Source organism: Aminobacter sp. P4_D5, assembly GCF_056401815.1.
The window spans coordinates 1-10,999 of sequence record NZ_JBFUIP010000178.1 but is presented as its reverse complement, the minus strand read 5'-3'; the positions used below and the strand labels follow the sequence as shown (position 1 = coordinate 10,999).

The window sequence follows — 10,999 nt, the reverse complement described above, 5'->3', positions numbered from 1 at the left end:
GGGCGACCTGCGGCCGGCCGCGCTTCATGGCTACTTGTTCATTGCCCTTGGCTTCGGCGAGGATGCCTTCGGCGATGAGGTCGGAGGATATCGTCGATATTGTGGAGTGGCTGAGGCCGGTCGTGGCGGCAATTTCGGTGCGCGAAGGCTGGCTGGCGCGACGAACCGCTGATATGACCATGGCGCGGTTGCGTCGCCTCAGATCGTCGTGACGTATGCCGACCGACATGTGCTCGTCTTCCTCCCGGCGAAGCGCTGCCCTTCTTATGCGGCAGTCCCTAGCGCCAACTAATTGTGACAGAGCCGAAGCCAAAAGTCTTTATTTATTTCGAGCTCCGAAAAAATTAGAGAGGCCTTGCGAAACCATGTTGACAGCGGCTGGCCGTTGAGTCAGTATTTTTTCGAGGCTCGAAAAAAAGAGCTTCTCCAAGGGCTATCGCGAAGTAGGCGCGCCCATTGGGCGCAGGGAGGAAATCATGAAAAAGTTTACCACCGCCATCCTGGCGGGTGTTGCCATGACTCTGTCGCTTTCGGCAGTGGCTTCGGCAAAGGACAAGGTCATCGGCGTGTCGTGGTCGAACTTCCAGGAAGAACGCTGGAAGACCGACGAAGCTGCGATGAAGGCCGCCATCGAGGCCGCTGGTGACAAGTACATCTCGGCTGACGCACAGTCGTCGCCCGCAAAGCAACTCACCGACGTCGAAAGCCTGATCTCGCAGGGCGCCAACGCCTTGATCATCCTGGCGCAGGACGCATCGGCTATCGGGCCGGCTGTCGACAAGGCGGTTGCGGAAGGCATTCCGGTCGTCGGCTATGACCGTCTGATCGAAAACAAGGACGCCTTCTACCTGACCTTCGACAACAAGGAAGTCGGTCGCATGCAGGCCAAGGGCGTGTTTGCCGCCAAGCCTGAAGGCAACTATGTCTTCATCAAGGGCTCGGGTGCTGATCCGAACGCCGACTTCCTGTTTGCTGGGCAGATGGAAGTGCTCAAGGAAGCCGTCGACGCCGGCAAGATCAAGAATGTCGGCGAGGCCTATACTGACGGCTGGCTGCCCGCCAACGCTCAGAAGAACATGGAGCAGTTCCTGACCGCCAACGACAACAAGATCGACGCGGTCGTGGCTTCCAACGATGGCACTGCAGGCGGTGCGATCGCAGCACTTCAGGCGCAGGGCCTTGCCGGCTCGGTGCCGGTATCGGGCCAGGACGGCGACCATGCCGCGCTGAACCGCATCGCGCTTGGCACGCAGACGGTTTCTGTCTGGAAGGACGCGCGCGAACTCGGCAAGAACGCGGCTGAAATCGCCTCGCAGCTCGCCGATGGCAAGAAGATGGAAGAGATCGCCAACGTCGCCAAGTTCAAGACGCCGGGCGGCCTGGAGCTGAACTCTGTCTTCCTGACCCCGGTTCCGATCACCAAGGACAACCTCAACCTCGTCATCGACGCCGGCTGGGTTGGCAAGGACGTGGTCTGCCAGGGTGTGGCTGCCGGTTCAGTTGCTGCCTGCAACTAAGACCGGTTCGATCCGATCGGGAAACGCCGCGGCTTGTCCGCGGCGTTTTTCAAAAGCGCCCGCTTCATGACATGGTGGATTGCTCCTATCATGCGCACACCGGCTGCCGCGAAGACGGCCATCCGGTTGGGAGGTAACAATGGCAGATACGACTTCCAACGCGCCGGCTGACCGAGCGCGAACGACCGAGCTCAGCCCAATCGGGCGTTTTCTCAAGGCGACCGAGATCGATACGCGAATGCTCGGCATGGTCGGCGCGCTGCTGCTGATCTGGGTCGGACTGCAGGTGATTTCGAGCCTGCGCCTCGGCGTCAACCCGTTCGATTTCGATAGCCGCACCTTCATGACCGCCCGCAACCTGTGGAACCTATCGGTGCAGGCGTCCGCCGTGGCGATCATGGCGACCGGCATGGTGCTGGTCATCGTCATGCGCAACATCGACCTGTCCGTCGGCTCGGCCGAAGGCCTGATCGGCATGGTGATGGGCTTCGCCCAGGTGCATTTCCTGATCAAGGCCGTAGGCCTGGAGCTCGGCAATCCTTGGATCTGGGCACTGGCGCTCGCCATAGGCATCGCACTCGGCTTGATGATCGGCGCGCTGCAAGGTTTCGTCATCGCCTACATGGAGGTTCCCGCCTTCATCGTGACGCTGGGCGGATTGCTGATCTGGCGCGGAGCAGCCTGGTGGGTCACGTCAGGCCAGACGATCGCGCCGCTCGATGCGACCTTCCAGCTCATGGGCGGTGGTCCGCAAGGCGCCATAGGAGCCACGTGGAGCTGGATCGTCGGCCTTGTCGCATGCCTGGCCGTGGTGTTCCTGCTGCTGCGTGGCCGCCAGCAACGCAAGCGCTTCAAGTTCCCGCTGCGGCCGGTCTGGGCCGAGGCATTTCTCGGCGCTGTCACCTGCGGGGTCATCCTTGGTGCGATCTGGATCGCCAATTCCTACCCCTGGCCGATCGGCATCGTGCGTCGCTACGCCGAGGCCAACGGCATCACCATCCCCGAAGGCGGGCTGTTCATCGCCCATGGCATTGCCATTCCCGTCCTGATCGCGGTGGCCGTGGGCATCGTCATGACCTTTGTCACCAACCGCACACGCTTCGGCCGCTATGTCTTCGCCATCGGCGGCAACCCCGAAGCAGCAAGCCTTGCCGGCATCAACACGCGCTGGATCACCATGAAGGTGTTCATGATCATGGGCGTGCTGGCGGCGATCAGCGCGGCAGTCTCCAGTGCCCGCCTGAACTCGGCAACCAACTCGCTCGGCACCCTGGACGAGCTTCTTGTCATCGCTGCAGCGGTCATCGGCGGCACCTCGCTCGCCGGTGGGGCCGGCACGGTTGCGGGTGCCATGCTGGGCGCTCTCCTGATGCAGTCGCTCCAGTCGGGCATGGTGCTGCTCAACATCGACACGCCGCTGCAGAACATCGTCGTCGGCTTGGTGCTGGTCGTGGCCGTCTGGCTCGACACGCTCTACCGCAAGCGCGTCTAACGAAATTCGGGAGACAAGATCATGGAACAGACCCGTATCCCGCTCGTCGACCTCAAGAACATCTCCATCGCCTTCGGCGGCATCCGCGCCGTCGACGATGCCTCGGTCGATCTTTATCCCGGCGAAGTGGTGGCACTGCTCGGCCACAATGGTGCTGGCAAGTCGACGCTGATCAAGATCCTGTCTGGCGCCTACAAGCGCGATAGCGGCACGATCTTCGTCAATGGCTCCGAGGCGCAGATCGGCAACCCGCGCGATGCCAAGAAGTACGGCATCGAGACGATCTACCAGACGCTGGCTTTGGCCGACAATGTCGATGCCGCCGCCAATTTGTTCCTCGGGCGCGAGATCATGACCGCCTATGGCACGTTGGACGACGTCGCCATGGAGGCCGAGGCGCGCAAGGTGATGGGCCGGCTCAACCCGCGCTTCCAGCGCTTCAAGGAGCCGGTCAGCAAGCTGTCGGGTGGGCAGCGCCAGTCGGTCGCGATCGCGCGCGCCATCTTGTTCAACGCGCGCATCCTGATCATGGATGAACCGACGGCGGCCCTTGGGCCCCAGGAGACGGCGCAGGTCGGCGAACTGGTCAAGCAGCTCAAGGCCGACGGCATTGGCATCTTCCTGATCAGCCATGACATCCATGATGTCTTCGACCTCGCCGACCGCGTCTGCGTGATGAAGAACGGCCAGGTGGTGGGCACGGCGCGCACCCAGGACGTGACCAAGGACGAGGTGCTCGGCATGATCATTCTTGGCAAATGCCCGCCCGGAGCTGTCCCAGGACCTGGAGCGATGCAGATCGCTGCCTGACCCGGCTTTGCCGGCTTATGAAACTGGCTTAGAGATGATCGCGAAAAGCAGTTCCCACTTTTCGCGATCATGCGTTAATGGGTAAAGGGTGACGCGAGCCAGCCAGAATTGAGAAAATACTTCCCCAGCATGATTTTTGTTGCCGTCACGCTCGTCAGCCTGACGATGGCGGCACTCGTCTATCTGGCAACGGTCGAGGCGGCGCGTATCAAGTTTCAGTCGGTGGCCGACGATGCGCTCAACCGTATCGAAGGCAGGGTGGAGTTCGACCTTGCCCTGCTACACGCGACCCAGGCGATGTTTGCGGCCCAGAAGGGCGACATCTCGCGCGACCAGTTTCGCGACTATTTCGCTTCGCTGGACGCCGAACGGAAATTCCCGAGCTTGCGAGGTGTTGGTTTCCTTCGGCTGATCGACAGCGAGCAAAGCGAGGCCGTTACGCGCGAGCTGAAGGACGGCTACGGTATCGACCGGTCGCCGTTTCCGGAAACCGACCTCAAGTGGCGGACACCGATCGTGCTGTTCGAGCCAATGAGCAAGGCCAGCCTCGATGCGATGGGCTTCGACATGGCAACCGATCCGCCACGCCGCACCGCGATCGAAGCGGCGATGGCCGCACAGGGCGAACCAAGGGCGACGGGCAGGGTGTTGCTCGGCCAAGGTGACAATGAACGGCAGCCCGGGGTTTTGGTGTTTTCGCGCGTCGACCGCCCTGCCGCCGAGGGGTCGGCGCCGGCCGGCTTCCTCTATGTTGCGTTCCGCACTGCAGAGCTGTTTCAGGCAGCGCTCGGCAAGGGGCCGCTATTGCCGATTTCGGTCGAAGTATTCGATGGAACGGCAGGCGACGACACGCTGCTGTTCCGCTCCCAGGTGCCGCCCGACCCCAGCTATGGCGACAATTTCTCGGTGACGCGCGAGGCCAATGTCGCCGGCCGCAAATGGACTGTCAATTTCCGGCCAAGCACGGCTTTCGTGGCGCCATCGCCACGTTCGGCACCGTTGATGCTGGGGGTTTTCGGACTGGTGCTTGCAGGCTCCATAGCGCTGGTCGCGCGCTATCAGCAGCGCGCCTATGAGGCAGCGAGCCTGCTTCACGAGACGACCGAGAAGAGCCTTCTCGAAAAGGATCTGATGCTTCAGGAAATGAAGCATCGCATCAAGAACCTTATCGCGCGCGTCCTGGCGATGGCACGACAGACGGCCGCCAGCTCGAAGGATGTCGATGAGTTCTCCGCCTCGTTTTCAGCGCGCCTGCAGGCGATGGCCTCCTCGCAGGACATGCTGACACGCTCGCGCTGGCAAAAGGCGGATCTCAGCGAGCTGCTGCGTATCGAGCTCGGCCAGGTGTTCGGAAAAGAACTGCCCGAGGGAATGACGACCGGCCCCACGGTCGAACTCGACGAAACGACCACGCAGGCGCTCGGCTTGACCTTCCACGAACTGGCGACCAACGCGCTGAAATATGGCGATGGCGACAATTCCGTCGGCGGGCTGAAGGTGGATTGGCACCTGAATGGTCAGGGCAAGGGGCGTCGGCTGGTGCTCAACTGGGCGGAGCGCAACGGCAAGGGCGTTTCAGAGCCGGAGAAGATCGGCTTTGGCACCAAGCTGATCGACATGAACATCACCCGCGAGCTGGAAGGCCGGATTGCCCGGCACTATGCGGATGACGGGCTCAGGGTCGAGATCGACATACCCTATCGCGGCTGACTGGTGCCGGACAAACAAAACCCGGCGCCGACATTGTCGGCGCCGGGTTTTCAAGTAGCTCGCGTTTAGCGGCAGCGTGCGGTGTAGAGCTGTCCGCGGCTGTCGCGATACTCGCAGTAGCCGTTGCGCAGGTTGCGCACGAGAAGGCCGGATGCAGCGCCGACGGCACCGCCAATCAATGCACCCTTGCCGCCGCCGATCAGGCCGCCAGCCACAGCACCTACGCCCGTGCCGACAGCGAGGTCGCGCTCGGTGGTCGTGCAGCCCGAAATCGCAACCACCGCTGCAAGGGCAATAAGTAGTTTCTTCATGTGGTCAGTCCTCTCGCTTTCAGATCGTCCCTTCCGACACTTAGCGCATCGGCCCAAAAATCGGAATCGTTTTTCGGATCGCAGCACCTATTCAACTGGTCCCGCGTATCCGCCATGTACCGGTTCCTCGGTGTGACAGGATTTGCCGGATACAATCCGACACTAATGAACATAGGCTGCCTTGGCGCGCGCCTGACCGGACGCAACAACGACGTTGGAGATTGAAAGAGACGCGTCGAGCGTTCCGTTGGGCAAGACATTCCAGGTCAACTGGTCGTAATCGTCCTCAAGTGCCGGGTCGACCTCCAGGCACTTGGCAAAGACACGCGGATGCTGTGGAGCGAGGACGCGCAAGGTCTTGGGCAATGTCGCCTGGCAGTCCTCGAAGGCTTCAAAAACGGCGGTGGGGGGACGAACCTCCCGGCAACCAGACAAATCCTGCGAGCAGGAAACGACCAACAGAAGTGCTGCGATGTGTTCCATGGCAAACCACMTTGTCCAAGAAACGGCGATGCCTGGCTAAAAGTTCCATGCCCTCAGCGACTCATTTTCTGAAATGCGTTGAAGTTTGAATCTTCGGCGCTTGAACCTGAAGGAGCCGGCCCGAGGCTTCTACTCCATCTCGAAATTCGCCTTGGGCATGACGAGCCTGTATTCCAGCGTCGTGGTGCCGATATCGAGCTCTGCGGAGCCGTTGAGCGCAGTCGGCACCACGCGCTCCAGCGCCACGCTGCCAAAACGCTTCTTGCGCACCGTGCTGTCGGTCACTGGTCCTATCGCCTCGGACCAGTGCACGGTCATATGTTCTTCGCCGTCGGGTCCAGCCATCGTTCTGGCGGCGGCGACCTCGACATAACCGTCGGCGCGGGAAAGCGCGCCATAGCTCACCGAATTGACCGCCAGCTCATGGACGGCAAGGCCGACATGCAGGGCGGCGTTGGGGTTGAGATAGGGATCGTCGCCGGAAAAGCGCACGGTGTGTATCGTGTCGATGCTGTAGCGACCGACCTGGCCAACGACCAGTTCCCGGAACCCCGCGCCGCGCCAGTTGGAGGAGGTTACGAGGTCCTGCGACGAGGCGATGGATTGGAGACGACCGCGGAAGCGTTCGAGAAAGCCGTCGATGGAGCCGGAATAATGTCCGGTCTGGCTGGCGATGCTCTGGATGATGGCAAGCAGGTTTTTGGAGCGGTGGCTGACCTCGCGCAAAAGCGCCTTCAGCGTCTGCTCGCGCCGCTTCTGCTCTGTGGTTTCGATCACGGTAACGACCACGCCCTGGATCTGGCCGCGATCCGAGACGTCGGCATCGATGCAGACGTCGAACCAGCGCATGCCGGCGGCGTTGTCGGCAACGCTGATCTCAAGCCCGTCGGAATTGCCGGTTGCGATGACGTTCTTTTTGGCTGCTACAAGGCGGGCGGCCTGCTGCTGCGGCAGAAAATTGCCGTCACCGACCTGGTCCTCAAGCAGTTCAGCCCAAGGCGGCTGCAGATTATGCGACCACATCGTGCGCAGCTTGCGGTCCTGGTAGAGCACGGCGATGCCGGCATTGCGGGAAGCATGCAGGAGCGCCGCGTCCACCCGTGAACTCTGTCCCATTGGGGGAGTGGTGGGGTTGGCCATGCGACAAGTGCCTGCCTTTGCTCTGCTGAGCGAATTCTTCGATGCTTACCGGAGACACCCGGCCGGCACCGAAATGGGACCGCCGGGTAACGCTTCAGAATAGGAGCGCTACCCGGCGGCGCTGGACTCCGACTGAGGGGGCCGGCTTCCAGTCTGGGTTTCGTTCTTCATTCTCCGGCTTAATCACGCGCGCCTGAAAAGGCCCGCGATCAACGAAATCACCAGGAATGCCAAGAAGATGAAGAACAGGATCTGCGCGATGCCAGCGGATGTTCCGGCGATGCCGCCGAAGCCGAGGGCGCCGGCGATGATCGCGACGACGAGGAATACGAGCGCCCAATAAAGCATGGTCTATCTCCTTCAAATGACGAATGAAAAACGTACCGCCCCAAGGTTGGTTCCCTGAGGTGGTGCTAAAAAAGGCCTATGCAGCAGCTTTCGCCTGCCTGTCAAAGAACAAAGCTTGACTTATCAGCGCCTTGACCATTTCGGGGTTGAACGGCTTGGTGACCAGGAACGCCGGCTCCGGCCGTTCGCCGGTTAGAAGGCGCTCGGGGAAGGCGGTGATGAAGATCACCGGCAGCGGGGCAGACGACAGCATCTCGTTGACGGCCTCGATGCCTGAGCTGCCGTCGGCGAGCTGGATATCGGCCAGGATCATCTTGGGTCGTGTCTTCTTGAACATGGCTGTCGCTTCGGCATGGGTGCGTGCAGTACCAACCACGCGATGGCCGAGGCTTTCCACCATTTCTTCGATATCCATGGCGATCAGCGGTTCGTCCTCGATGATCAGGATGTCGGTTGCAACCTGGCGCGATATGTCGCCGCTTGCTTCCTGGAGCAGCTGGGCAAATTCTTCCTGGTCGGCATCGAGCACCTCAGCGGCTTCGATGTCATTGAACCCTTCGACGGCGACCAGCAGGAAGGCTTGGCGCGGGCGTGGAGAAAGTGCTGCGAGATTGGCTGCGGCGCGCTTTTCCCAGGCTAGTGACGAGGATTCCTGCGGTACGCGGAACGAAACCGAAGTGAACAGGCGGGCAAATACCTTGTAAAGCGCGATGCGGTCGCTAGATGCGGACGGGAATACATCGATGTCGTCGATGAGCGCTTCGAGCATCGCGGCCACCAGCGCATCGCCACTTTCCTGAGAACCCGACACCGCGCGCGAGAAACGGCGGAGATAGGGCAGGTGCGGGGCGATTCTCGTGGATAGAGTCATAGTCGACGTCTCCCTCATGTGACGGTGTCAAAACTGCTTTGAAGCGAGCACACAACGCATTGTCTGTGCAAAAGTTCCTCTTTTGTGGAACCTATCCGCATTTGGGGAGTTTGATGCAAAATTCGGGAAACCGACAAGGGTTGTTGCGCGCCATCATTTCGGGGGCGGGACGTTTGACACTGCACAAGGGCAAAGCAAGCATATGACTAAGCAGACAAGTGGTGCAGGCAACGCCGCGCCGAAGCGCCGCCGAGACGGCGAGCCTCTTGGAGCAAACTCCGAAATCGGCCGAAAATTGAAACAATATTACGATGAACTGGTGTCCGACGAGGTGCCGGATCGTTTCGCCCAGTTGCTCAGCCAGCTGGAAGAAGCCGAACCCGCGCAGCAGAAGGACTGACCACGCATGGCAGCTTCCCTCGGTTTCAAGGGCGACTTGCTCGCGGCGATCCCTGGCCTGCGCGCTTTCGCCATGTCGCTCTCTCAAAATGCCGATAGAGCCGACGACCTGGTCCAGGAAACGCTCGTCAAGGCGTGGGACAAACAGACGAGCTTTCAGCCGGGTACCAATTTGAAGGCTTGGCTGTTCACAATTTTGCGCAATGAATTCTATTCGCAGATGCGCAAGCGCGGACGCGAGGTGCAAGACAGCGACGGCCTTTTGACCGCGCGTCTGGCCGTGCATCCGAGCCAGCCCGGCAGGCTTGATCTCGACGATTTCCGCAAGGCGCTCGAGCAGCTCCCCGAAGACCAGCGCGAGGCGATCGTTCTGATCGGCGCATCCGGCTTTTCTTATGAAGAGGCGGCCGAAATCTGCGGTTGCGCGGTGGGCACCATCAAGAGCCGTGTGAGTCGCGCCCGCAACAGGCTGCAGGAGATACTCGACGTCTCGGGCGAGGCCGACTATGGCCCCGACGCGATCGCGGCTCAGGTCATGGGATCAACGCTCGGCTGAGCGGGTCTTTCGGATGCTTTCGGCGACGGCCTCGACAAGGTCATCGCCTCCATAGGGCTTGCTTACCAAGGTAACGTCCGGAAAGCCGGTGAAGATTTCGTCCAGCTGGTCGTAGCCCGAGGCGAAGATGAACGGTACGCCCGCAGCTGCAAGGCCGCGGGCGAAGTCGAGCGTCGGCTCGCCATTCAGCATGATATCGATGATGGCTGCATCATAAGGCAACGCGGCTTCCTGAGCCTCGCGCAAATTGCTGGCGATGACGACATCCCCGGCGCCATGATCCTTGCAAAGCTGCTCGACATCGAGCGCGATCAAGGCTTCGTCTTCAAGCACAAGGATACGCAATCCTGAAAGCGGGGTTGGCACGTCGAGGGGCACTCCATGAAATTGAATCCGAACATGGCGGTAGTCGCGTCCGCTGTCATTTAAAAAAGACATGCTCGACAAGGAAGCGGTCCTCGACCTCGCTGGTACGGGGAACTTTCGCCGGCCTGACCGCGTTGCCGATCACATTCCCTGGAGAATAGCATGAGCGGGCAGAGCATTCCGAGCGAAATGGCGCGGCAGGTTTCGTGCGAAAAGTGTCCGCTTCGGTCGTTGCCGGCTTTCAGGGCCTTCGACATGGAAGAACTGGCTTTCGTCAGCGGCTTCAAGCGCGGAGAACTTTCCGTCGACAAGGGTGCGACATTGCTTTCGGAAGGTAGCAACAGCGCACATCTGTATACCGTGCTTGCGGGATGGGGCTTTCGCTACAAGCTGCTCGAGGATGGCCGCCGCCAGATCCTGAACTATGTGCTGCCGGGCGACATGATCGGACTGCAGGGCAGCCTGATGGGCGAGATGCAGCACTCGGTCGAGGCGTTGTCCCCGATGCTTTTGTGCATGTTCGAGCGCGACCGGCTGATGGAACTCTATCGCGGCTATCCTGGCCTCGGCTACGACATCACATGGATTGCAGCGCGCGAAGAACGGATGCTCGACGAGAATTTGTTGAGCGTCGGACGCCGTTCAGCGCTTGAGCGCGCGGCCTACCTGCTTGCTTTCATTGCCAGCCGGGCGCGTAAGGTCGGTATGAATGGCGCCGGCAAGGTGGAGATTCCGATCACCCAGCAGCATCTCGCCGACACGCTCGGGCTTTCGCTCGTCCATACCAACAAGACGATCAGGAAACTGATGGACCGCAAGCTCGTGCAGTGGCGCGATGGTGGCTGCAAGGTGCTCGACATCGAAGKACTGATGTCGCTCGCTGACTGGAGCGGCCTTGACGAAAGCGTGCGTCCTCTCTTGTGAGCGCTATCGGCTGTATCGCCGATCAAGTACGTCGACGCCCCAGTTCACACCGGGCACCACGTTGCGGATGAT

At 60.9% G+C, this 10,999-nt stretch carries 13 protein-coding genes and 1 pseudogene; 7 read left to right on the top strand and 7 right to left on the bottom strand.

The features are described from left to right. Positions 1-229: pseudogene (locus AC1DWF_RS26360) on the bottom strand (sugar kinase); the annotation flags it as partial. Positions 230-476: 247 nt separating this feature from the next. Here AC1DWF_RS26360 and xylF point away from each other — a divergent pair. From xylF to AC1DWF_RS26340, 4 genes are all read left to right on the top strand, one after another. Continuing rightward, complete coding sequence (gene xylF, locus AC1DWF_RS26355) at positions 477-1,517, top strand: D-xylose ABC transporter substrate-binding protein (protein WP_476783082.1); 1,041 nt, start codon at positions 477-479, stop codon at positions 1,515-1,517. 139 nt (positions 1,518-1,656) lie between these two features. Then, positions 1,657-3,009 (top strand): sugar ABC transporter permease, encoded by a 1,353-nt coding sequence (locus tag AC1DWF_RS26350; protein ID WP_476783081.1) that lies wholly within the window; start codon positions 1,657-1,659, stop codon positions 3,007-3,009. Between the two features lie 21 nt (positions 3,010-3,030). Next, positions 3,031-3,819: an ATP-binding cassette domain-containing protein gene (locus AC1DWF_RS26345; protein ID WP_476783080.1), complete on the top strand. Its 789-nt coding sequence runs from the start codon at positions 3,031-3,033 to the stop codon at positions 3,817-3,819. A 129-nt stretch (positions 3,820-3,948) separates the two neighbouring features. Next, complete coding sequence (locus AC1DWF_RS26340) at positions 3,949-5,529, top strand: CHASE domain-containing protein (RefSeq protein WP_476788366.1); 1,581 nt, start codon at positions 3,949-3,951, stop codon at positions 5,527-5,529. Positions 5,530-5,594: 65 nt separating this feature from the next. On the opposite strand, the gene AC1DWF_RS26335 is transcribed toward AC1DWF_RS26340, so the two are convergent. The 5 genes from AC1DWF_RS26335 to AC1DWF_RS26315 all read right to left on the bottom strand — a co-directional run bounded on the left by AC1DWF_RS26335 (position 5,595) and on the right by AC1DWF_RS26315 (position 8,682). Further along, the gene (locus AC1DWF_RS26335; protein WP_476788367.1) at positions 5,595-5,840 is read right to left on the bottom strand and encodes a YMGG-like glycine zipper-containing protein; all 246 of its coding nucleotides are present in this window, start codon (positions 5,838-5,840) and stop codon (positions 5,595-5,597) included. A gap of 162 nt (positions 5,841-6,002) precedes the next feature. Beyond that, positions 6,003-6,323 (bottom strand): hypothetical protein, encoded by a 321-nt coding sequence (locus tag AC1DWF_RS26330; protein WP_476782666.1) that lies wholly within the window; start codon positions 6,321-6,323, stop codon positions 6,003-6,005. Between the two features lie 129 nt (positions 6,324-6,452). Then, positions 6,453-7,421 (bottom strand): sensor histidine kinase, encoded by a 969-nt coding sequence (locus AC1DWF_RS26325; protein WP_476782667.1) that lies wholly within the window; start codon positions 7,419-7,421, stop codon positions 6,453-6,455. Positions 7,422-7,646: 225 nt separating this feature from the next. Continuing rightward, complete coding sequence (locus tag AC1DWF_RS26320; RefSeq protein ID WP_018429836.1) at positions 7,647-7,811, bottom strand: DUF1328 domain-containing protein; 165 nt, start codon at positions 7,809-7,811, stop codon at positions 7,647-7,649. A gap of 76 nt (positions 7,812-7,887) precedes the next feature. Next, positions 7,888-8,682, bottom strand: a complete 795-nt coding sequence (locus tag AC1DWF_RS26315) for a response regulator (protein WP_476782668.1) — start codon at positions 8,680-8,682, stop codon at positions 7,888-7,890. Positions 8,683-8,884: 202 nt separating this feature from the next. Here AC1DWF_RS26315 and AC1DWF_RS26310 point away from each other — a divergent pair, with 202 nt between their 5' ends. Together AC1DWF_RS26310 and AC1DWF_RS26305 are read left to right on the top strand one after the other, a co-directional pair. After that, positions 8,885-9,082: a NepR family anti-sigma factor gene (locus AC1DWF_RS26310; RefSeq protein ID WP_476782684.1), complete on the top strand. Its 198-nt coding sequence runs from the start codon at positions 8,885-8,887 to the stop codon at positions 9,080-9,082. A gap of 6 nt (positions 9,083-9,088) precedes the next feature. Then, on the top strand, positions 9,089-9,637 hold the full coding sequence (locus AC1DWF_RS26305) for a sigma-70 family RNA polymerase sigma factor (RefSeq protein ID WP_476782669.1): 549 nt from the start codon (positions 9,089-9,091) through the stop codon (positions 9,635-9,637). On the opposite strand, the gene AC1DWF_RS26300 is transcribed toward AC1DWF_RS26305, so the two are convergent. Next, positions 9,623-10,003, bottom strand: a complete 381-nt coding sequence (locus AC1DWF_RS26300) for a response regulator (RefSeq protein ID WP_476782670.1) — start codon at positions 10,001-10,003, stop codon at positions 9,623-9,625. The genes AC1DWF_RS26305 and AC1DWF_RS26300 overlap by 15 nt on opposite strands. A 162-nt stretch (positions 10,004-10,165) precedes the next feature. Between AC1DWF_RS26300 and AC1DWF_RS26295 the strand changes: the two genes are divergently transcribed. Further along, positions 10,166-10,927, top strand: a complete 762-nt coding sequence (locus AC1DWF_RS26295; RefSeq protein ID WP_476842225.1) for a Crp/Fnr family transcriptional regulator — start codon at positions 10,166-10,168, stop codon at positions 10,925-10,927. Positions 10,928-10,999: the final 72 nt, after the last annotated feature.

Coding starts and splice junctions, on each gene's coding strand:
- xylF (WP_476783082.1), top strand. CDS start 477: ATGAAAAAGTTTACCACCGCCATCCTGGCGGGTGTTGCCATGACTCTG.
- AC1DWF_RS26350 (WP_476783081.1), top strand. CDS start 1,657: ATGGCAGATACGACTTCCAACGCGCCGGCTGACCGAGCGCGAACGACC.
- AC1DWF_RS26345 (WP_476783080.1), top strand. CDS start 3,031: ATGGAACAGACCCGTATCCCGCTCGTCGACCTCAAGAACATCTCCATC.
- AC1DWF_RS26340 (WP_476788366.1), top strand. CDS start 3,949: ATGATTTTTGTTGCCGTCACGCTCGTCAGCCTGACGATGGCGGCACTC.
- AC1DWF_RS26335 (WP_476788367.1), bottom strand. CDS start 5,840: ATGAAGAAACTACTTATTGCCCTTGCAGCGGTGGTTGCGATTTCGGGC.
- AC1DWF_RS26330 (WP_476782666.1), bottom strand. CDS start 6,323: ATGGAACACATCGCAGCACTTCTGTTGGTCGTTTCCTGCTCGCAGGAT.
- AC1DWF_RS26320 (WP_018429836.1), bottom strand. CDS start 7,811: ATGCTTTATTGGGCGCTCGTATTCCTCGTCGTCGCGATCATCGCCGGC.
- AC1DWF_RS26315 (WP_476782668.1), bottom strand. CDS start 8,682: ATGACTCTATCCACGAGAATCGCCCCGCACCTGCCCTATCTCCGCCGT.
- AC1DWF_RS26310 (WP_476782684.1), top strand. CDS start 8,885: ATGACTAAGCAGACAAGTGGTGCAGGCAACGCCGCGCCGAAGCGCCGC.
- AC1DWF_RS26305 (WP_476782669.1), top strand. CDS start 9,089: ATGGCAGCTTCCCTCGGTTTCAAGGGCGACTTGCTCGCGGCGATCCCT.